At 67.9% G+C, this 21,676-nt stretch carries 14 protein-coding genes; 5 read left to right on the forward strand and 9 right to left on the reverse strand.

Annotation, left to right across the window (positions count from 1 at the left end):
* Positions 1-69: 69 nt before the first annotated feature.
* Both H162_RS0102025 and H162_RS32470 read right to left on the reverse strand, forming a co-directional pair.
* On the reverse strand, positions 70-1,491 hold the full coding sequence (locus H162_RS0102025; protein WP_020651773.1) for an MBOAT family O-acyltransferase: 1,422 nt from the start codon (positions 1,489-1,491) through the stop codon (positions 70-72).
* Between the two features lie 10 nt (positions 1,492-1,501).
* On the reverse strand, positions 1,502-4,222 hold the full coding sequence (locus H162_RS32470) for an AMP-binding protein (protein WP_051109860.1): 2,721 nt from the start codon (positions 4,220-4,222) through the stop codon (positions 1,502-1,504).
* A 438-nt stretch (positions 4,223-4,660) separates the two neighbouring features.
* On the opposite strand from H162_RS32470, the gene H162_RS0102035 reads away from it, so the two are divergent.
* Positions 4,661-5,287 (forward strand): DsbA family oxidoreductase, encoded by a 627-nt coding sequence (locus H162_RS0102035; protein WP_020651774.1) that lies wholly within the window; start codon positions 4,661-4,663, stop codon positions 5,285-5,287.
* A gap of 102 nt (positions 5,288-5,389) precedes the next feature.
* On the opposite strand, the gene H162_RS0102040 is transcribed toward H162_RS0102035, so the two are convergent.
* Genes H162_RS0102040 through H162_RS0102055 form a run of 4 tightly spaced genes read right to left on the reverse strand, consistent with a single transcriptional unit; the run spans position 5,390 to position 11,482 of the window.
* A complete protein-coding gene (locus H162_RS0102040; RefSeq protein WP_020651775.1) occupies positions 5,390-6,097 on the reverse strand; it encodes an ABC transporter permease in 708 nt (235 codons plus the stop codon).
* Complete coding sequence (locus tag H162_RS0102045; RefSeq protein WP_020651776.1) at positions 6,097-6,975, reverse strand: formate dehydrogenase accessory sulfurtransferase FdhD; 879 nt, start codon at positions 6,973-6,975, stop codon at positions 6,097-6,099. Before H162_RS0102045 ends, H162_RS0102040 begins: the two co-directional genes overlap by 1 nt.
* Positions 6,972-9,770 (reverse strand): formate dehydrogenase subunit alpha, encoded by a 2,799-nt coding sequence (gene fdhF, locus H162_RS0102050; RefSeq protein WP_020651777.1) that lies wholly within the window; start codon positions 9,768-9,770, stop codon positions 6,972-6,974. Before fdhF ends, H162_RS0102045 begins: the two co-directional genes overlap by 4 nt.
* Entirely contained in the window at positions 9,767-11,482 is a 1,716-nt protein-coding gene (locus H162_RS0102055) for an NADH-ubiquinone oxidoreductase-F iron-sulfur binding region domain-containing protein (protein WP_020651778.1), read from the reverse strand. The genes fdhF and H162_RS0102055 overlap by 4 nt, the downstream gene beginning before the upstream one ends.
* Positions 11,483-11,656: 174 nt before the next feature.
* Here H162_RS0102055 and H162_RS0102060 point away from each other — a divergent pair, with 174 nt between their 5' ends.
* Positions 11,657-13,147, forward strand: coding sequence for a class I adenylate-forming enzyme family protein (locus tag H162_RS0102060; RefSeq protein ID WP_020651779.1), 1,491 nt, complete (start codon positions 11,657-11,659; stop codon positions 13,145-13,147).
* A gap of 16 nt (positions 13,148-13,163) precedes the next feature.
* On the opposite strand, the gene H162_RS0102065 is transcribed toward H162_RS0102060, so the two are convergent.
* Positions 13,164-13,403: a hypothetical protein gene (locus tag H162_RS0102065; protein ID WP_020651780.1), complete on the reverse strand. Its 240-nt coding sequence runs from the start codon at positions 13,401-13,403 to the stop codon at positions 13,164-13,166.
* A gap of 228 nt (positions 13,404-13,631) precedes the next feature.
* Between H162_RS0102065 and H162_RS0102070 the strand changes: the two genes are divergently transcribed.
* Positions 13,632-15,896, forward strand: coding sequence for a family 1 glycosylhydrolase (locus H162_RS0102070; protein WP_026354121.1), 2,265 nt, complete (start codon positions 13,632-13,634; stop codon positions 15,894-15,896).
* Positions 15,897-16,242: 346 nt separating this feature from the next.
* On the opposite strand, the gene msbA is transcribed toward H162_RS0102070, so the two are convergent.
* Positions 16,243-17,973: a lipid A export permease/ATP-binding protein MsbA gene (gene msbA / locus H162_RS0102075; RefSeq protein WP_026354122.1), complete on the reverse strand. Its 1,731-nt coding sequence runs from the start codon at positions 17,971-17,973 to the stop codon at positions 16,243-16,245.
* A complete protein-coding gene (locus tag H162_RS0102080) occupies positions 17,963-19,216 on the reverse strand; it encodes an O-antigen ligase family protein (RefSeq protein ID WP_020651783.1) in 1,254 nt (417 codons plus the stop codon). Before H162_RS0102080 ends, msbA begins: the two co-directional genes overlap by 11 nt.
* 54 nt (positions 19,217-19,270) lie before the next feature.
* Between H162_RS0102080 and H162_RS29910 the strand changes: the two genes are divergently transcribed.
* The gene (locus H162_RS29910) at positions 19,271-20,110 is read left to right on the forward strand and encodes a glycosyltransferase family 2 protein (RefSeq protein ID WP_040786145.1); all 840 of its coding nucleotides are present in this window, start codon (positions 19,271-19,273) and stop codon (positions 20,108-20,110) included.
* A gap of 339 nt (positions 20,111-20,449) precedes the next feature.
* Complete coding sequence (locus H162_RS0102090) at positions 20,450-21,676, forward strand: hypothetical protein (RefSeq protein ID WP_020651785.1); 1,227 nt, start codon at positions 20,450-20,452, stop codon at positions 21,674-21,676.

Consider the following 21,676-nt stretch of genomic DNA (forward strand, 5'->3'; position numbering starts at 1 on the left):
GGCACCCGGATCGCGGCCCTACTGCACGAAGTCATGTTGATGCGAGACCGGGCCGGGCGGCCCGGCCGCTCAGAACTGGAAGTAGATGAAGCCCCCGGTGCCGCGCGTCATCGCCACCACCATGTAGAGCATGGAGGCGAAGCCGGCACCGAACATCCAGGCCGGACGGGTGTTCGCGTAGGCCATGAACTGGTCGCGCCACTGCACCGGCGTGAAATGCAGGGCCGCCGCCGCGCCCAGGGCCAGCAGGCCGGCCACCGAGACCGGGAACTGGCCGTCCCTGAAGACGAACAGTCCCTCGATGTAGCTGGTGGCGAGCGCCAGGTCGGCGCTGCGGAACAGCAGCCGGGTCAGCACCACGACGACGAAGATGAAGGCGACCCGCAGCAGCAGCGTGTGGCCGCGGTAGACGACCGCGCTTTTCCCCTTGCGGGCCCGGACCTCGTCGCGGAAATGGCCGAGCGCCACCATCGAGCCGTGCAGCAGGCCATAGACGACGAAGTTCCATCCCGCCCCATGCCACAGGCCGATGGCCACGAACACGATCAGGAGATTGACGTAGGTGGGCGCGACGCCGGACTGCGCCAGCGGATCGTACAAATAATTGCGGAAGAACGAAGACATCGTGATGTGCCAGCGCTGCCAGAAATTGGCGATGCTGGTGGCCAGGTAGGGCCGGTTGAAGTTCACCGGCAGGCGATAGCCCAGCATGGTCGAGGCGCCGCGCGCCATGTCGGTGTAGCCGCTCAGGTCCAGGTAGACCTGGAAGCTGTAGCCGAACAGCGCCAGCCACAGGAAGGGCGAGGAAAAGCCGCCCGGGTTGGCGAACGCCGGCTCGACCAGGCAGACGCCGAGCGTATCGGCGAGCAGCACCTTCTTCACGATCCCGCGCATGATCAGCGCCAGGCCCTCGAAGCCCTGCTCCCGGCTCACCCGCGGATGCGGTTCGCGCAGCTGCGGCAGGAAGTAGGCGGCGGTGACGATCGGCCCGGACAGCAGGCGCGGGAAGAAGGCCATGAACATGGCGAAGTCCAGCACGCCGCACGGCTTGTCGAGGCGCCTGTGATACAGGTCGATCGGATAGGTGATCGCCTGGAAGGTCATGAACGAGATCCCGACCGGCAGCAGGATGTTCACGAAGGGCACCAGGCTGCCCGCGCCCAGCCAGGCGGACAGCGAATTGACCATCTCCCCGAAGAAGTTCAGGTACTTGAAATAGCACAGCAGGCTGATGCTGAGGACGACCGCACCCGTGATGGCGCGCCTGGCCGCGCCGGCGTCCGGCGCCCGGGCCACCGCGTTACCGGCGACGAAATTGATCGCGGTGAGCGCCAGCAGCAGGCCGCAGAAGCGCCAGTCCACCGTGGCGTAGAAATAATAGCTGGCCGCGACCAGGAGCAGCTTCTGGGCCTCGTGCCTTCCCTGCAGCAGGCGATGCCCGGCCAGCACCAGGACGAAGAAGACGAGATAGGAAAAACCGGTGATATCCAATGCGGACCTCTTATTTGCGGGCCAGTGGGCTCATGCGATGCGCCAGCGCCGTGTTCTCGAACAGCTCGTGGTAGATGATGCTCGACGCGGTCTCTTCGCCCAGGCGCGTGAAGTGGGCCGCATCGACGAAGTACTTGGGTCCTCCCGGCATCGTGTTGCCGAGGTCCACCAGGGTTACCCCGTGGTTCGTGGCCACTTCGGCGATGGTGCGGTTGAACAGGGAACCTGCCTTGTTCAGGCCCTCGTAATCGAGGCAGTGGTTGTAGAACAGCGCCGTCGTCGCCAGCCGCCTGCCCTCCTCGCCGTCGCCGGGCTTGAAGGCCCGCGCCACGGTCAGGAGCACCGGTTCGATCCCGGCGGCCGTCAAGCGGGTCACGATGCCGTCCAGGTTGGCCGCATACGAGTCCGGGAAATGCTTCTCCGGATCGACCGCGCTGGCGCGCACCGGCGTCTCGCGCAAATGCACGGTGTTCTTCGAGATCAGCTCGCGCGACATGACCCAGCGCGGCAGGCTGGGCGCCGGGAGCGGCTGCAGGTCGGGGATGCCCTTGGCGCTGGCCCGGCAGATGTTCGCCATGTCGTTGAAGCCGGCGTAGACCAGCACCATCGTCGGCTGCAGCGGGATGATGCCGCGCTCGACCAGCTGGTCCATCTCGCGCACCGAGTATCCTTCGACCCCGGCATTGATGACGTTCACCAGGCGGCCCGGCATTTCGCGCCGCAGCCGCTGCTCCAGCAGGCTGGGGAAGGTCGCATCGTTGGTCTTGGCATAGGCCCCGGACACCGTGGACGCGCCCACCACCACGATCCTCAGCTCGCCCGGGGCGGGCTTGAGCGGGACCTCGGCGCTGCGAAAGCCGAGCGAATTGGTGGTGAACTCGAGACCGTCGTCCGGATTCTCGTCCTTCATGTTGGGACGGTAGGTGCGCACGCCGTACTTCTCGTTCATCACCACGGTGCTGCCCTTGGTGACCATGTTCAGCGCGCTGCGTCCCGTCTTCAGGTACGAGCGCGCCTGCAAGACCGCCTCGCCGGCCACCAGCAGGCCGAGCATGACCAGCCCGGCCTGGAGCAGGCTGCCCTTGCGCGCGCCCTTGGCGGGGGATGCGGCGGCGGCGTCCGGCGCCGGCTGCGCGCCCTGCCGGAGGGCTTCGAGCGACGCGATCGAGCGCGCTTCCCAGTTTTCCGGCACAAAGCCCAGGTGGCTTTCCAGGGCCAGCGAGAGCTCGACCAGGCTGATCGAATCGCCGCCCAGGTCGAGGAAGCTGTCCGAAGGCCGCACGTCGGCGTTGCCGAGCACCTCGCGGTAGGCCTCGACCAGCGAGCGCGGCGCGGCGTGCGCGCGCTCAGCCGCCTCGTGGCCGAGCCGCAGCACCGCCCGGTAATCGAACTTGTTCGACGACAGGACCGGCAGGACGGCGAGGCGGATCACGGCCAGCGCCGACGAGGGCAGCGAGAAACGCTGCGCCAGGCGCGCCTTGAGGTCGTCCGTATCGACCCTGTCGGTGACGGCGGCGACGATCAGGCGGTCGTCGCCGCTGACGATCCCCTGCACCCCATAGCCGTTGATCCAGCGCTCGATCTCGTCGAGGCTGATGCGCAGGCCGACGATCTTCGAGAAGCGGCTCTTGCGCCCGATGATGGCATAGCAGCCGTTGGCCTTGCGGCAGGCCAGGTCGCCGGTCCGCAGCTCGCGCGGGCCGCTGTCCCTGGCCAGGTCGTCCGCCGACTCGGCATAGCCCATCATGACATTCGGCCCGCGGTACACCAGTTCGCCGGGAGTATCGCTGGCGCCGACCGGCGCGCCGTCCTCGCCCACCAGCTCGAAGCTGCCGCCGGGGATGGGAATGCCGATCGCGTCCACGTTGTCCAGCAGCTGCGCCGGCGGCACGTAGGCCATGCGCGGGCCGGCTTCGGTCTGCCCGTACATGACGAACATCTGCTTGCCGGCCGCCGCGGCCCATTGTCCGTACAGGCTCACCCGCTCGGCCGGCAGCCGCCCGCCGGCCTGGGCGAGGTAGCGCAGGGACGGATAGTGGCGCGAACGGAAACCCATGCGCTCCAGCAGGTCGAAGGTGAAGGGCACGCCGGACAGGCTGGTCGCCCTCTCCTGCTCGAAGAAGGTCCAGAAGCCGGCATCGGCCACCGAGCTCGCGGTCAGCAGCACCGTGGCGCCCGCGTGCAGGTGCGAGTTCAGCACCGACATCCCATACGAGTAGTACAGCGGCAGGCTGGTGATGGCGCGGTCGTCCGGCGTGATGCCGAGGTAGTCGGCGATCGAGGCGGCATTGGCCCCGATGTTGGCCTGCGACAGGCGCACCAGCTTGGGGCTGCCGGTGGTGCCGGAGGTCGACAGCAGGATGCAGAGATCCGGATGCAGCGCCACCGGACGGGCGCTGGCGAGCTGCTCGAAACCCCAGGCCTGCGCCGAGCGCCGGAACACCAGGGCGGCGCCGTAGGTGACGCTGGTGCGGTCGTCGGCGGCGGTGGACCCCGGCTCGGCCAGGATCACCGGATGGCCGCCTTTCAGGCAGGCCAGGTAGGCGACCACGCATTCGACCGTATTCTCGGCTTCCACGATGACCAGGCGCGCCGGTCCCGCCAGCGCGGCCGCCTGGGCGTCGACCGCATCCGCCAGTTCGGCATAGGTCAGCCGCCTGCCGCCGTGACAGACGATGGCGGTGCGGCTTGCGTGTTCACGCAGGCGGCACGCGAAGAAAACGTCGGGCATGCAGGGCTCCTTACCTTGCTGATTGTGGCGAAACTACCAACGCTTACGTCCCGATACCGCACTGGCGCCGATCTTGCCGCAACGCGCTCCATGCCTTCCGCATACCTCAGGAAAAAATAAGTAGGAAGACTCCTACTTAGCGTCAGTGCAATTTACTGCAAATAGCGCAGGAATTCCCATGCAGCCGCGGAGTTTCGACAGGCCGAGGTAGGATCAATCCTACGCATCTCTAGTGTAACGTGTTTATAAACATCGCAATAAAAATCGCGGCTTTCGGTTGCAACTTTGATACAGAGCACTGGATTTTTGAAACTAACAGTACAGCCATGAGGTCGGCATACCGATGTGTTCGCAGGGCACGCCCTGGGATGGCGGCTGCGATGGACCGGACTGGTATTTCGTGCGCCTGCCGCCGGCACGGCGGCGTAGCATGGGCGTATGAATACCTCGCCACAACTGCGCATCGACGTCTGGAGCGATTACGTCTGTCCATTCTGCTATCTCGAGCTGCCGCTGCTGCTCCGGCTCGAGGAAGAACTGGCGGGAGAGCTGCATGTCGTCTGGCGCGCCTTCGAACTGCGTCCCGACCCCAAGCCGACGCTCGACCCGGATGGCGAGTACCTGCACACGACCTGGGAACGCTCGGTCTACCCGATGGCGCGCGAGCGCGGCATGCAGCTGGCCTTGCCGCCGGTGCAGCCGCGCAGCCGCCGGGCCCTCGAAGCCGCGGCCTACGCCGAATCCCAGGGCCGTTTCGCGCCCATGCACGAAGCGCTGTTCCGCGCCTTCTTCGAGGAGGGCCGCGACATCGGCGATGTCGACGTGCTGTGCGCCATCGGCGCGCAAGCGGGCCTGGATGCGGACGCGCTGCGCTCGGCGCTGGCCGATGGCCGCCACCTCGCCGCGGTGCTGGACGATGAAAAACTGGCGGTCGCGCTGGGTGTGACGGCGGTGCCGATCATGTTCCTGCGCAGGGTCAACGCCTCGTGGGAGGACGCGATCCAGCTGCGCGGCGCCGTGCCCTACGAGATGATGAAGGGGGCAGCGGCCCGGCTGATGCTGTAGGGTGGGCAGATTCTGCCCACGCGTTCACGCGACGTCCGCCTGTCCCCGCGTGGACGGACAAGCCGTCCACCCTACCGGGACGGTCGATGCCCATGGGCGCGCTCACAGCCGTCCTCCCGCCGTATGCGCCTCGCCCTGCAGCAGCACCAGCGCACCGTTCATCAGGAGCGCCAGGGTGACCAGCACGATGCCCAGCGCGATCCCCTGCGCGAACTCGCCCTTGCTGGTCTCGAGCGCGATGGCGGTGGTGATGGTGCGGGTCTCGCCCTCGATGTTCCCGCCCACCATCAGGGCGCAGCCGACTTCCGAGATCACCCGGCCGAAGCCGCTGATCACGGCCGCCATCACGCCGTAGCGCGCCTCGTGCAGCACCGTGAACATCACGCGCAGGCGCGAGGCGCCGTGGGCCACCGCGGTCTCGGCGTAGCGCGGGTCGACCGCCTGCACCGCCGCCAGGGTGAAGGCCAGCAGCACCGGCATGCCGATCACGAACTGGCCGGCGATCACGCCCGACTGGCTGAACAGCCATTCGAGCCCGCCCAGCGGCCCGCGGCGCGACAGCAGCAGGTAGAGCAGCAGCCCGATCAGGACCGTCGGCAGCGACAGCGCCGCCTGCGCCAGCCAGACGGCGATGCGGCGGCCCGGGAAGCGGTGCATCGCGATCGCATAGCCGAGCAGCACGGCCGGCGGCGCGGCCAGCAGCAGGCCGAGCAGGCTGGTCTTGACCGAGACCCAGACGATGCGCCAGAGGGCCGCGTCGCCGCTGAACAGCAGCGCGAAAGCGTGCGAGGTAGCGTCCAGCAACGGCATCAGGCCTGGCGGGGCGGCGGCGGGGTGGGTGGCAGATCCAGCAGATGCGGCTCGAGCGCCAGCCGCTCATGGCCGGCCAGCAGCAGGAAATGGCGGCCGCTGCAACGCGCCAGCAGCGCCATGCCGACCTTCTGCGCCACCATGTGGCCCATCTGCGTGGTGCCGGAGCGCGACAGCAGGAAGGGAATCCCCATCTGCGCGCCCTTGATCACCATCTCGGAGGTCAGGCGCCCGGTCGTGTAGAACACCTTGTCCTCGCCCTGCAGGCCGTCCAGCCACATCAGGCCGGCGATGGCGTCGACCGCGTTGTGGCGTCCGACATCCTCGATAAAGTACAGCAGCTCGCCGGTATTCGTGAACAGCGCGCAGCCGTGCACCGAGCCGGCCTGCTTGTAGATCGACTGCTGGGTGCGGATGGTCTCGACGATGCGGTACACGACCGATTGCGGCAGGCGCGCATCAAGCGGCAGCGCGATGCTGTCGACTTCGTCCATCAGCCCGCCGAACACCGAGCCCTGCCCGCAGCCGGTGGTGACCACCTTCTTCGCCGTGCGCGCCTCGACATCGGCGATGCCGCTGCGCGTGACCACGGCGACGGCGTCGACTTCCCAGTCGACCTGGATCGAGACGATGTCCTCGAGCTTGCGCACCAGGCGCTGGTTGCGCAAATAGCCCAGGGTCAGCGCCTCGGGCGCGCCGCCGAGCGTCATCAGGGTGACGATCTCGCGCTTGTCGACGTACACCGTCAGCGGCCGCTCGGCCGGGATCGAGATCGTGGAATGGCGCCCGCGCTCGTCGACGGCCAGGACCTCCTGGGTCAGGCTGGCGCGCGCTTCCGAGAGCAGGGGCCGGTATCGGGTCAGGTCGGTGCAGTTCATGTTGCGGATTGTGCCACGCCTGACAGAACCAGGCCGCCGCCGAAGGAGCCCTGGCCGGCGACCTCCCCGCCCGGGCTCACGCGCACGGCGCAGTACTTGAATTCCGGGATCTTGCCGTAGGGGTCGAGCGCCGGATTGGTCAGCCGGTTGATCGCCGCTTCGTAGTAGCAGAAGGGGACGAAGATCGCGCCGCGCGGCGAACTGTCGTCGGCGCGCGCGTACAGCGCCACCTGGCCGCGGCGCGAGGCGATCGTGATCACGGCGCCCGGCCTCACGCCCAGCGCCACCAGGTCGAGCGGATGCACCAGGGCCACCGGGTCGGGTTCGAGCGCGTCCAGCACCGCGGCGCGGCGCGTCATGCTGCCGGTGTGCCAGTGTTCGAGCTGGCGGCCGGTGATCAGCACCACCGGATAGTCGGCGTCGGGCCGCTCGTTGGCCGGCACGATATCGACCGGCACGAAGCGCGCGCGCCCGCCTTCGCGCGGGAAGGCGTCGGTGAACACCACCGGCTCGCCCGCATCGCCCTCGGCGCGGCAGGGATAGGTCACCGCGCCTTCAAGCTCCAGGCGCTCCCAGGTGATGCCGGCGATGCTGGGCATCAGGCGCCGCATCTCGTCGAACACCTGCGACACATGCTCGTAGCGCCAGTCGAGGCCGAGCCGGCGCGCCATCTCCTGCACGATCCACAGGTCCTGGCGCGCCTCGCCGGGAGGATCCAGGGCCTGGCGGCCCAGCTGGACCAGGCGGTCGGTATTGGTGAAGCTGCCGGTCTTTTCCGGGAAGGCGGACGCCGGCAGCACCACGTCGGCGAGATAGGCCGTCTCGGTCAGGAAGATGTCCTGCACCACCAGGTGCTCGAGCGCGGCCAGCGCGGCGCGCGCATGGTTGGCGTCGGGGTCGGACATGGCCGGGTTCTCGCCCATGATGTACATGCCGCGCACCTTGCCCTGTCCGATGGCATCCATCACCTCGACCACGGTCAGGCCCGGCCGGGCGTCCAGCGGCACGCCCCAGGCTCCCTCGAAGCGGGCGCGCGCCGCGTCGTTGTCGACGCGCTGGTAGTCGGGCAGCATCATCGGGATCAGGCCGGCGTCCGACGCACCCTGCACGTTGTTCTGCCCGCGCAGCGGATGCAGCCCGGTGCCGGGACGGCCGATCTGGCCCGTCATCAGGGCCAGCGCGATCAGGCAGCGCGCATTGTCGGTGCCGTGCACGTGCTGCGAAATCCCCATGCCCCACAGGATCATCGAGGCCTTCGAGGTCGCATACAGGCGCGCCACGTAGCGGATGGTGTCGGCGTCGATGCCGCACACCGGCGCCATCTCTTCGGGGCTGTAGCCAGCCACGTTCCGTTCGAGTTCCTCGTAGCCGACCGTGCGCGCGGCGATGAAGGCGGGATCGACCAGGTTTTCCGTGACGATCACGTGCATCAGGGCGTTGAGCAGGGCCACGTCGGCGTCGGCCTTGAACTGCAGGAAGCGGTGCGCGTGGCGCGCCAGGTCCGGCCGGCGCGGGTCGCACACGATCAGCTTCGTTCCCGCCTTGACCGCGTTCTTGATCCAGGTCGCCGCCACCGGATGGTTCACCGTCGGGTTGGCGCCGATCAGCAGCACGACCTCGGCCCGGGTCACGTCCATCACCGGGTTCGAGACGGCGCCGGAGCCTATCCCCTCCAGCAGCGCCGCGACTGACGAGGCGTGGCACAGGCGGGTGCAATGGTCGACGTTGTTGCTGCCGAAGCCGGTGCGCACCAGTTTCTGGAACAGGTAGGCTTCCTCGTTGCTGCACTTGGCCGAGCCGAAGCCGGCCAGCGCGCGCCCGCCGTGGGTGTCGCGGATGCGCGCCAATGCGCCGCCCGCCAGCGCCAGCGCTTCTTCCCAGCTGGCTTCGCGGAACACCTCGAACACGCGCGCCGGGTCCATCGGCGCATCCGGATCCTTGGGCGCGTCCGCACGGCGGATCAGCGGCATCCTCAAACGGTGCGGGTGGTGGGCGTAGTCGAAGCCGTAGCGCCCCTTCACGCACAGCCGGCCGTGGTTGGCCGGGCCATCCCTGCCCTCGACCGACACGATCCGGTTGTCCCTGATCCGGTAGGTCAGCTGGCAGCCCACCCCGCAATACGGACACACGGAATCGACCTCGCGCTCGGGCCTCACCAGGGCCGCGCCGCGCGCGGGGGTGAGCGCGCCGGTCGGGCAGGCCTGCACGCATTCGCCGCAGGACACGCAGGTCGAGGCGCCGAGCGCATCGTCCTGGTCGAACACGATCTTCGCCTCCTCGCCGCGCCAAGCCAGGCCGATGACGTCGTTGACCTGCACGTCGCGGCAGGCGCGCACGCAGCGCGTGCACTGGATGCAGGCGTCCAGGTTGACCGCGATGGCGGGATGCGACAGGTCGGGCGCCGGCTGCTCGCGGCCAGGGAAGCGCGATCCCTCCACGCCGAGCCGGTCGGCCCATTGCGCCACTTCGTTGGTCGGGGTGTAAGCCGGCTCGCCAATGTCCGACAGCAGCAGTTCCAGCACCATCTTCTGCGCGGCCAGGGCGCGCGGGCTGTCGGTCGCGACCTTCATGCCCTGCGTGGGATGGCGGCAGCAGGACGGCGCCAGCACGCGCTCGCCGTCGATCTCGACCATGCAGGAGCGGCAGTTGCCGACCGCCTCCATGCCCGGCTTGTAGCACAGGTGCGGCACAGCCACGCCTTCGCGCGCGGCGATGTCGATCAGGGTGTCGTGCGCCAGCGCCTCGACCTCGCGGCCGTTGAGCAGGAAGCGCACTGTCTGGACGGCTGCGTTCATGGTTGGACCTCGAGTTCGTGCGGGAAGTAGCGGATCACGCAATCGAAGGGATTCGGGGCCGCCTGCCCGAGGCCGCAGATCGACGCGTCGCGCATGACCTGGGACAGCTCGCCCAGCAGGCCGGTCTCCCAGCGCGGCTGTTCCATCAGCGCCAGCGCCTTGGCGGTGCCGCTGCGGCAGGGCGTGCACTGGCCGCAGGATTCGCTGCGGAAGAAGCGCAGCAGGTTGCGCGCGGCATCGACGGCGCGGTCCTGCTGCGACAGCACGATCACGGCGGCCGAGCCGATGAAGCAGCCGTAGGGCTGCAGGGTGTCGAAGTCGAGCGGGATGTCGGCCAGCGAGGCCGGCAGGATGCCGCCGGAGGCCCCGCCCGGCAGGTAGGCGTACAACTTGTGCCCGTCCTGCATGCCGCCGCAGTATTCCTCGACCAGTTCGCGCAGGGTGATCCCGGCCGGGGCCAGCTTCACGCCCGGCTCGCGCACCCGGCCCGAGACCGAGAACGAGCGCAGCCCATGCCGTCCGTGGCGGCCCTGCCCCGCGAACCACGCGGCGCCGTTCTCGAGGATGGCGCGCACCCAGTACAAGGTCTCGAAGTTGTGCACCAGGGTCGGGCGGCCGAACAGGCCTTTCTGGGCCACATAGGGCGGGCGCAGGCGCGGCATGCCGCGCCGTCCCTCGATCGATTCGAGCATGGCCGACTCTTCGCCGCAGATATAGGCGCCGGCGCCGCGGCGCAGGTGGATGGGCGGCAGGCCGGCCACGGGTGGCCGGGCGCCAAGCTGCGCCAGTTCGGTCTCGAGGATGGCGCGGCAGCCGTGGTATTCGTCGCGCAGGTAGATATAGATCGCCTCGGCCCCGACCGCCCAGGCGGCGACCAGCATTCCTTCCAGGAAGCGGTGCGGGTCGCGCTCGAGGTAGCTGCGGTCCTTGAAGGTGCCCGGTTCGCCCTCGTCGAGATTGACCGCCATCAGGCGCGGTCCCGGTTCGGCGCGCACGATGCGCCATTTGCGCCCGGCCGGAAAACCGGCGCCGCCCAGCCCGCGCAGGCTGGACGCTTCCATCGCGGCGATCGTGTCCTCCACCGTACGGCTCCCGTCCATGCACTCGGCCAGCAGGCGGTAGCCGCCCCCGGCCACGCAGGCATCCAGGCCGATATAGGGTTCCGGCACCTGCTCGACCGCGCCACTGGCGACCCGGGCCAGCACCGCCTCGGGGTCGGCGTGCGGCACCGGATGCCGGCCGACCACCGCCACCGGCGCCTGCTCGCAGCGCCCGACGCAGGGCGCGCCGATGACGCGCACGCCCTCGCCCAGCAGCGCCGGCAGGCGTTCGAGCAGCGCACCGCTGCCGGCCAGCTCGCACGACAGGCTTTCGCACACGCGCACGGTGAGCGCGGCCGGGGCCGGGCCCTCCCCGACGAGGTCGAAATGGTGGTAGAAGCTGGCGACCTCGAAGACCTCGGCCTGCGCCAGGCCCAGCTCGTTTGCGAGCGCGGCCAGGTGCGCGCTCCCAAGGGCGCCGAAGCGGTCCTGGAGCGCATGCAGGTATTCGATCAGCAGATCGCGCCGGCGGGGGGCAGTACCAAACTGCGCGCCCAGCAGCGCGCGCACGTCGTCCTGCGCCTGCGGGTCGAGCTGGCGCCCCCTGGGAGCCTCGCGCTTGCGCTGGCGGCTGGCGCCCTGCACGGCAATCGGAATGATGGGGTGGTTCATTGGACAGCCCTGTTTCGTCTCGTTGTCCGGTCCGCGCGGCCGGCTTCTCTTGATTGAAGTATAAACCCCTGTCCCGGCCTGCGGCTAACAATACTTGCCTTGAAGGCAATGCTGCTTGCGGCATGGCGCGCCAGCGGTTATAAAGTTCTCCCGCCTCCCCTTCAGCCACCCAGCATGCATACCCCTTCCCTCACCCGCATCAGCGACATCGTCCGCCTCGGCGCGGCCCGCGCACCCGACGCGCCGGCCCTGGTCGAGGACGGCCGCAGCTGGACCTATGCCCAGCTGCTGGCCCAGGTCGACGCTTACGCGCAGCTGCTGCCCGAACTCGGCGTGCGCCCGGGCGACCGCGTCATGCTGGTGGCCGAGAACTGCGTCGCCCAGGTGGCCCTGCTGTTCGCCATCGCCCGCCTCGACGCCTGGAGCGTGAATGTCAACGCCCGCCTCAGCGCGGGCGAACTGGCGGCGATCCGCGCCCACAGCGGCGCGCGCCGGGTGCTTTATTTACCGGGCTCTCCGGACGCCGCCCTGCACGCCGAACGCGAGGGCGCGCTGCCCTGCGGCGCCCTGCTGGCCGGGCCCCTCGATGCCGGCTGCGTGCCGGAACCGGTGCGGGCCGACGGCGGCCAGGTCGCGGCCCTGGTCTACACCACCGGCACCACCGGCCAGCCGAAAGGGGTGATGCTCACGCATGCCAACCTGCTGTTCGTGGCGGCGACGTCGAGCGCGCTGCGCGGCCTGACGCCCGGCGACCACGCCTACGGCGGCCTGCCCGTCTCGCATGTCTACGGCCTGACCTCGGTCCTGCTCGGGACCCTGTACGCGGGCGCCTGCCTGCACCTGGCGCCGCGCTTCTCGGCCGAGGCGCTGCTGGAGGCGATCCGCGACGGCAGCCTGACCATCGTCCAGGGCGTGCCGGCCATGTACGCGCGCCTGCTGGCGCTGGCCGGCGCAGCGAAAGCGCCGCTGCCCTCGCGCCTGCGCTTCTGCTACGCCGGCGGCTCGCCGCTCGATCCGGTGCTCAAGCGCGATGCCGAGCGCCTGCTCGGCATGCCCCTGCACAACGGCTACGGCCTGACCGAGAGCTCCCCCACCGTCAGCCAGACCCGGCTCGACGCGCCGCGCACGGACACCTCGGTCGGCCTGCCGATCCCCGGCGTGGCGGTGCGCATCGTCGACCGCGAAGGCAGGGACGCGGCGCCCGGCGAGCCGGGCGAACTGTGGGTGCGCGGGCCCAACGTCATGAAGGGCTATTACCGCGACCCGCAGCAGAGCGCGGCGGTGCTGCGCCCGGGCGGCTGGCTGGCGACCGGCGACGTGGCGCGCCGGGAGGCCGATGGCGCCCTGTTCCTGCTGGGCCGGATCAAGGAACTGATCATCCGCTCGGGCTTCAATGTCTATCCGCTGGAGGTGGAAGCGGCGCTGAACGCCCATCCGGCCGTGCTGCAGTCGGCCGTGGTCGGCCGCGCCCTGCCGGGCGGCGAGGAGGAAGTGGTGGCCTTCGTGGAAGCGGCGCAGGAGATTGCCCCCGAGGCCCTGCAGGCCTGGCTGCGGCCGCGGCTGGCGCCCTACAAGCGGCCGTCGCGCATCGTGTTCATGGCGGCGCTGCCGGCCGCGCCCAGCGGCAAGATACTGAAGAGCAAGCTGAAGGCACTGGCGGATTGAACCTGGCGGCGTCCGCTCAGCGGCGCCGCTTCTTCCAGTTGTAATCGGGGCCGGTGACGTCGACGCCGGGATGCCCGACCACGTCGGGGTGCTCCGAACACATGGTGACGAAGCACAGGCGCTCGCCCCCGCGCTGGCGCTTGCGCAACTCTTCCATGAACTGCATGGCCAGCACCATCTCGCTGGTGTCGAACTGTTCCGAATGCGGATGGCTGACATCGTCGTCCCCGACGGTGGTCCAGTACACCATGTACATGTTTCCTCCTGTTCAAGCAGTTTGTATTCTCCCCCAAATGGAGGAGCTGCGCCTCAGCTCGCGGCAACTTATTTTTCCTGTTAGCAGAAATTAGCCGCAAAAACCTGATTAAAGCCTACAGAAAGTAGGAATTATCCGAAATTTTGCTTTTATGTGCGCCAGTTCACATAAGAGAGGGGATGCCCCCAGTAGTCTGGAGCCTGTCTTCACAGAGCAGGTATAGCCTTTATGAATTCTTTCCTTCATTCCCAGCCGGAGCACCCTCCGGACCTGGCGCTTTGGGGTGGGCTGGAATGCACAGTCAACCGTGTACGCGATAATTACTTCAGCCAGATGGAACGCAATGGCCACGCCGAGCGCCTGCAGGACATCGACCGCTTCGCTTCCCTCGGCATCAAGGCCATCCGCTATCCCGTCCTGTGGGAGCGCACCGCTCCCGATGGCATCGACTCCGCCGACTGGTCCTGGTCGGACGAACGCCTCCCCGCCTTGCAGGAACTCGGTGTCACCCCGATCGTCGGGCTGGTCCACCATGGCAGCGGCCCGCGCCATACCAGCCTGGTCGATCCAGGCTTCCCCGAAAAGCTCGCCGAGTACGCCGGCGCGGTAGCCCGGCGCTACCCCTGGGTCGAGTACTACACCCCCGTCAACGAACCGTTGACCACGGCGCGCTTCTCCGGCCTGGCCGGGGTCTGGTATCCGCACGGCTCGAGCGAGGCCACCTTCGTGCGCGCCCTGCTCGTCGAATGCCGCGCCACCGTGCTCGCGATGCGCGCCATCCGCGCGGTCAATCCCGCCGCCAGGCTGGTCCAGACCGACGATCTCTCCAAGACCTACGGCACGCCCGAGATGGAAGAGATCACCTCCTTCTTCAACGAACGCCGCTGGCTGGGCTGGGACCTGCTGTGCGGGATGGTCGACCACCACCACAAGCTGTGGAACTACCTGCTCGAATCCGACGCCACGGAAGAAGAACTCCTGTGGTTCCGCGACAATCCCTGCCCGCCCGACATCATGGGCGTCAACTACTACGCCACCAGCGAACGCTGGCTGGACCACCGCCCCGAGCGCTATCCGGAAAACCGCCGCCACGTCTACCGCGGCATTCCCCACGCGGACATCGAAACCCCGCGCGCGCTGGCGACCCCGACCCCGGGCATCGCTCCGCTGCTGATGGAAACCTGGGAGCGCTACGGCATCCCGATGGCGATCACCGAGGCCCACATCGACGCCAACCGCGAAGACCAGCTGCGCTGGCTGGTGGAGATCTGGAACTCGGCGCTGAAGGCGCGCCAGCAGGGCGCCGACGTGCGCGCCGTCACCGTCTGGGCCCTGCTCGGCTCCTTCGACTGGAACTGCCTGGTGACCGAATGCCACGGCTACTACGAGCCGGGCCCGTTCGACGTACGCGGCGCCAACCCGCGCCCGACCGCGGTGGCCACCCTGATGCGCGAGCTGTCCAGCGGGCGTCCGCTGTCGAACCCGGTGCTGCAGGGCGAAGGCTGGTGGCGCCGGCCGGGCCGTTTCCTGTGCAAGCCGATCGCCACCCGCACCGCGGTGGCGGACATCGCCGTGCGCGGCCAGTTCAAGTCGGCCCATGTGCAGCCGATCCTGATCAGCGGCGCCACCGGCACCCTGGGTTCGGCCTTCGCGCGCCTGTGCGAAAAGCGCAACCTGGCCTTCCACGTGCTGACGCGCCAGGAGATGGACATCACCGAGCCAGGCTCGGTGGAGGCCGCGATCCAGCGCTTCAAGCCGTGGGCGATCATCAATGCGGGCGGCTATGTCCGCGTCGACGAGGCCGAGGCCGACGAGGCGCGCTGCATGCGCGAGAACACGCTGGGGCCGACCGTGCTGGCCATGGCCTGCATGCGGCACGCGATCCGCTTCATGACCTTCTCGACCGACCTGGTGTTCGACGGCGCCAAGGGCCAGCCCTACGTGGAATCGGACCCGGTCAATCCGCTCGGCGTCTACGGGCGCAGCAAGATGGAAGCCGAGCGGCGCGTGCTCGACGCCGACCCGCAGGCGCTGGTGATACGCACCAGTTCCTTCTTCGGCCCCTGGGACCAGCACAACTTCGTCACGCTGGCCCTGAACGCCCTCGATTGCGGCCAGCCGTTCCGGGCGGCGCGCGACGTGACGGTGTCGCCGACCTATGTGCCCGACCTGGTGAACGTGTCGCTCGACCTGCTGATCGACCGCGAGTGCGGTATCTGGCACCTGAGCAACGGTGAAGCGCTGAGCTGGGCTGAATTCGCCCGGCGCGCCTGCGCCGCGGCCGGGGTGAGCCCGGACCGGCTCGAGGAAGTCGCGCTCGACACCTGCGGCTATGCCGCGCGGCGTCCTGGATTCAGTGCGCTGGGCAGCGAACGCGCGCTGATGCTGCCTTCGCTCGACGACGCGCTCAGGCGCTACGTGGAAGCGGTGCAGGAACGCGCCCACGGCGCCGAGACCGAACTGCCGGGCGAGGCCGCGCACTACGCAAGCTGATTACCTCACGGCCGACATCGGAAGAGCTGTCTGCCATTCGCCGCACTTCCCGTCTGGGAAGTGCGGCTTTTTTTCGGCATTCAGGGTCAGGTCTGTCATTCGGACATGGACGTACAAACCTTGCGAAATCTCAGAACGATTTTACGTATGCTGAGACTTTTTCCTCTTTCCGACCTGGTCCGTGATGCGCGGGTTGCGGCGACAAATACAAACCAGCATTCTGAGATAGAGCAAAGGTGCTCGATCGGTGTCCGAATGACAGACCTGACCCTGAATGCCGAACCCTCGCTTCCCGCCAATCAGTGAAGAGCTCTTTTCGGCTGTGGCGATGAACTGGTCTGCTGGATTATTTGACTTCCGCTGCCGTCGTGAACTGCAGCCGGTACAGGTTCGCATACATCCCGTCGAGCGCCAGCAATTCCTCATGCGTCCCCTGCTCGACGATCCGCCCATGCTCCATCACGACGATGCGGTCCGCCCGTTCGATGGTCGACAGACGGTGCGCAATCACGATCGTGGTGCGCCCCGCCATCAGGGTGTCCAGCGCCGCCTGCACCGCGCGTTCGGACTCGTTGTCAAGCGCCGAGGTGGCTTCGTCGAGGATCAGGATCGGCGCGTCCTTGTAGATCGCGCGCGCGATCGCGACGCGCTGGCGCTGGCCTCCGGACAGGCGCGAGCCGTTCTCGCCGATGCGCGTCTCCACGCCTTCCGGCAGCTTGGCCACCACGTCGGTGAGGTGCGCGGCCTTGACCGCGCCCGCCAGGCGCTCGTAGTCGATCTGCTCGGCGCCATAGGCGATGTTGGCGGCCAGGGTGTCGTCGAACAGCACCACGTTCTGGCTGACCATCGCCAGCTGGCTGCGCAGGCTGGCCAGGCGGATGTCCTTGTAGGGCACGCCGTCGAGCAGCAGGCGGCCGCCTTCCGGATCGTAGAAGCGCGTCACCAGGTTCACAAACGTGGACTTGCCGCCGCCCGAGACGCCGACCAGGGCCACCGTCTGGCCCGGCTGGACGTCGAGCGTCACGTCGTTCAGCGCCAGGCCATGCGCGTTCGGATAGCGGAAGGCCACGCGCTCCAGCACCAGGTGCCCTTTGGCGCGGCCCAGTTCACGGGTGCCGGTGTCGACCTCGGGCTGCGAATCGATCATCTCGAACACGGTTTCGGCCGCCGCGATCCCGCGCTGCATCGGGCCATTCACCTCGGCCAGCGACTTCAGCGGCGTGAGCAGCATCAGCATCATGGTGACGAAGTTGGTGAATTCGCCGACCGTCATGTTGGCCCGGATCGCCAGCACGACCACCAGCGACAGCGCCGCCGAGGTCGCGATCTGGGTGACCGGGGTGGTGGCCGCGAAGGCCACCGTCATGCGCTGCGAAAAGCCGCGCAGCGCCATGCTGCGCGCCTGGAAGCGCGCGCGCTCGTAGCGCTCGCCCGAAAACACCCGGATCACCTGGTGGCCGCGCGCGGCCTCTTCGACCACCCCGGTCATCTCGGACGTGACGCGCTGGCTCTCGCGGTTCAGGCGGCGCAGCCGGCCGGTGGTGGTGCGCACGATGACCGCCGTGAGCGGCACCACGATGATCGCCACCAGGGTCAGCTTCCAGTTCAGATAGAGCAGCGCGGCGAGCAGGCCGATCACCACCAGCACGTCGCGCACGCAGGCCACGAACACCGACTGGATCATGTCCACCACCTGGCGCACGTCGTTCACCACGGTGTTGATGATCTTGCCGGTGGTCTCCTCCTGGAAGCGCGCCACCGGCAGGCGCAGCACGCGCTCGAAGGCCATCGCGCGCAGGTCGTTCAGCACGCGCGAGATCACCCAGTTGTTCAGGTAGGCGGTGGCGAAGGTGCCGATGCCGCGCAGGATGAAGATCGAGACCAGCACCGCCGGGATCCACCACAGCGGGAAGGCGACCTTCTCCTTGAAGCCCTTGTCGAGCAGCAGTTCGAGCGCCTTGCCCAGCAGCGGCTGGGTGGCGGCGGTCAGCGCCATCGCCAGCAGCGCCATCCAGGCGCGCGATTGATAAGGTTTGACGACCGCCAGCAGGCGTTTGACGATAACTCTAGTTTCCACGTTTTTCTTTCGCATTCAGGCACAGGCCCATCAGCAGGAACACCATCAGTGCATAGAACATGCTGCCCTTGAGGGACCAGAAAATCACTTCGGTCATGCCGAAGCTGAAGAAGCACAGCACCACCAGCATGCCGGCCAGGGCCGGCGCGAACTGGGGCAACCCCATGTGGACGGCCTTCCCGACCTGGCGCGAGAAGAACAGGAAGGGCGCCAGCAGGATGGCGATCCAGGCCAGCAGGCCGAACACGCCGCCGGTCGCCAGCGCCTGGAGGGCGTCGTTGTGCAGGTGTTCCATCGGCAGGATCGCCGGGTCGAGCGTCCCGTCCTCCACCAGGTGGCGCAGCTCGGTCCGCACGGCCTTGCGGTCGAGGCCGAACAGCGGCCGCTCCTCGATCAGGATGGCGGCGCCCTTCCACAATTCAAGGCGGATGCCGACATTGCTGAACGCGCTGCCGCCTTCCATCCAGGTGCGCACGTCGGTGATGCCCTGCTCGGCGCGCTGCTGCATGCCGGTGGCCGGGATGAAGAAGGTCGCGCCGACCAGGGCGAAGCTGCCGACCAGCAGCAGCCGCACCCGGCGGCTGTGCAGCATCTGCGCGTAGCTGAGGAACAGCAGCGCGGCCAGGGCCAGCGCCACCCAGCCGCCGCGGCTGCCGGTGGTGACCGAGGCCGCCAGCCCCGCGACTGCGCCGAGCGCCGGCAGGATCGCCTTGCGCGTGCTGTGGCGGTAATCGACCGCCGCCGCCAGCGCGACCAGGCCCAGGCACAGCGCCAGGTCGCCGAAAGTGATCGCATTCAGCCAGCCGCCCGGACGCTCCATGCCCAGCCCCACGCGCTGCCAGAGGATGAAGGGCAGCGCGGCCACGGCGCCGGCCACCACGCCCCACCACAGCACCGCGCGCGGCGGGCGCGCCAGCACCACCAGCATCGCGGCGCTCAGCGCCGCCAGCATGCGCGACGGCTTGTCGAGGTGATCCAGCCCGGCCTCGGGACGCAGCAGCACGCACGCCAGCGCCAGCGCGAACTGGAAACCGAAGGCGGCGACGACCCAGCGGATCTCCTTCCAGTACGGCGCCAGCGCGGCCCACGCCTTGCGCAGCACGAACAGTACCGAGAGCAGGAACAGGAGACTGCTGAAACCGATGCCGGAGGGAGCGATGAGGCTGAGAAAAGGGAATAAGAAGACCTGGGCGCCGATCCAAAGCTGCATCGGCTCCCAGGTTTTCGTCAGCTTATTGTTCATTCACGTTCTTGTGGGATATTCTTGCCACCTTGAGCGAGTGTTTTATCGGATACCATGCAGCAAGCACAGACCATTTCAGTCGTGATCACCACGTATAACCGCCCGGACGCCCTCGCCGCGGTAGTGGAAGCCTGTTTCTTGCAGGACGACAAGAATTTTGAAATCATTATCGCTGATGACGGCTCCACTGCCAACACGCGGGAATGCATCGACCGGCTGCGCGAACGCTCGCCGGTGCCGCTCAAGCACGTCTGGCAGCCGGACGATGGCTTTCGCGCCGCGATGGCGCGCAACCGCGGCACCCTGGCGGCAACCGGCGACTATATCATTTTCCTGGACGGCGATTGCATTCCGCAGCGCGACTTCATCGCGCGCCACCGTGCGCTGGCCCGTCCGGGCTTCCTGGTATCGGGCAGCCGGATCCTGCTCAGCCCCGAACTGACCCGCAAGGTCCTGGACGAACACATCGACCTGCCGGCCATGGGTGTGTTCGACAAGCTGCGCTACCGCCTGCGTGGCGATCTGAACAAGGTGCTGCAGCTGCTGCTGCACTGGCCCGACCTGGGCCGGGTGCGCCGCAAGTTCAGCTGGCGCCGCATCAAGAGCTGCAACCTCGCGGTCTGGCGCGCCGACCTGGAAAAGGTCAACGGCTTCGACGAGAGCTTCCTCGGCTGGGGCCACGAGGATTCCGACCTGGTGGTGCGGCTGTTCCATGCCGGCGTGCTGCGCAAGGACGGCGCCTTCGCCACCGAGGTGCTGCACCTGTGGCACCGCGAAGCCCAGCGCGACCAGGAATCGAGCAACCGCAAGCTGGTGCTCGAGCGCGCCGCCGACAAGACCACCCAGGCCACGCGCGGCTTGCGCGACCATGCGGGCGAAGCCACGCCTGGCTAGGCGCAGACGGGCGAGGTGCTGGCGCTGGGCGGGTCTGGCTGCCGGGTGCGACGCCGGGCTCCATGCACCCCTGAGTGAGTCATCGCTAGCGGCCGGAACCGCATTTCACGCGCGCCATCCTGGACCAATGCATTTGGCAGGACATGGCCCATCACATCGGCTCCAGGGACGTGAATGATGCTGTTTAGCAACGAAATGTGTCTCAGCCGGCGCCCCCGGCGCCGCATTCATGGAACACTCTGTATTAAATGAACAACAAAGCAGGGTTTGGACTTGCGGTGCTTACAAATGGTTACGTAACATCCAGCAACTATTGATGCTGTATAACTATTGGAAACCATGTACCTGAAAAAGACCATCCTGGCCACCGCCATCGCCGCGGCCAGCCTGCCTGCCTTCGCCCAGCAACTGGACTGCAACAAATCCTTCGGCTTCCGCGCCGACGTGAACGGCGCGCGCGGCACGACCCTGTGTTCGGGCAATGTCGACAGCTTCATCAAGTCGGCCGAGAATTTCACGCTCAGCAACACCGGCTACACCCAATCCTCGGCGGCCTCCGCGGTGGGCCGCTTCAACGACGTCAACGTGGTGCTGCGCTACGATGCCGCCTCGAACACCCTGAACTACAACTTCGTCGAACTGGGCGAATCCGGCAGCTTCACCGGCGCCAACCGCGATCTCTCGGAAGAGCAGTTCAGCGAATTCGTGAAGAACTCGGACATCCTGGGCAAGGTCCTGCGCTACCAGGCGAAAAACTCGGCCACCAGCGCCCTGACCGGCGTCGGCGGCGTCATCCCGATGCTCGGCATGGCCGACTTCTCCAGCAGCTTCGACACCGCCAGCAACATCGGCGTGGCGGAAGGCAGCAGCGCGAATGCCAACAACCTGCTCGGCATCGGCCTGAGCTACGGCTCGTACAACATCGACGGCAATGGCGACGACGTCAAGACCACCTCGATTCCGCTGTCGTACACGATCCGCAACGCGATCGACCCGCGCCGCCAGCTGGTGCTGAGCCTGCCGCTCACCCGCGTGACCACCGGCGGCGATTCCGAGGCCTACCATGGCGGCCTGGGCGTGGCCTACCGTTTCCCGCTGAGCGACCGCTGGACCCTGACCCCGGGCGCCCGCTACTCGGTGGTGGCGTCGCGCGACCGCGCCACCGTCTCGACCGTGATGTCGGCCTCGCTGATGAGCACCTACGTGCTGCCGCTGGGCGGCGTCGACCTGGCCATCGGCAACATGATCGGCCTGTACCAGACCGGCAAGTTCTCGAGCCGCGAATTCTCGTTCGACCCGGACGTGCGCCTGAAGATGACCCGCAACGGCCTCATGGCCTCGGTCCCGACCTCGCTGTTCAATTCGAAGATGGCCGCCGAATTCTCGCTGATCGATACCCGCTACCTGGGCGACGAGCCCTTCGTCACCGACAGCCAGGAAATCGGCTTCACGCTGGGCACCAACCGCCGCGCCTCGAACGCCCGCTCGTTCACCCGCTTCGGCGCCACCTACGTGCACAGCAAGAGCTTCAAGGGCTTCACGGTCAACCTCGGCTTCTGGTTCTGA

The sequence above is a fragment of the Massilia niastensis DSM 21313 genome (assembly GCF_000382345.1).
Lineage (GTDB): Bacteria > Pseudomonadota > Gammaproteobacteria > Burkholderiales > Burkholderiaceae_D > Telluria > Telluria niastensis.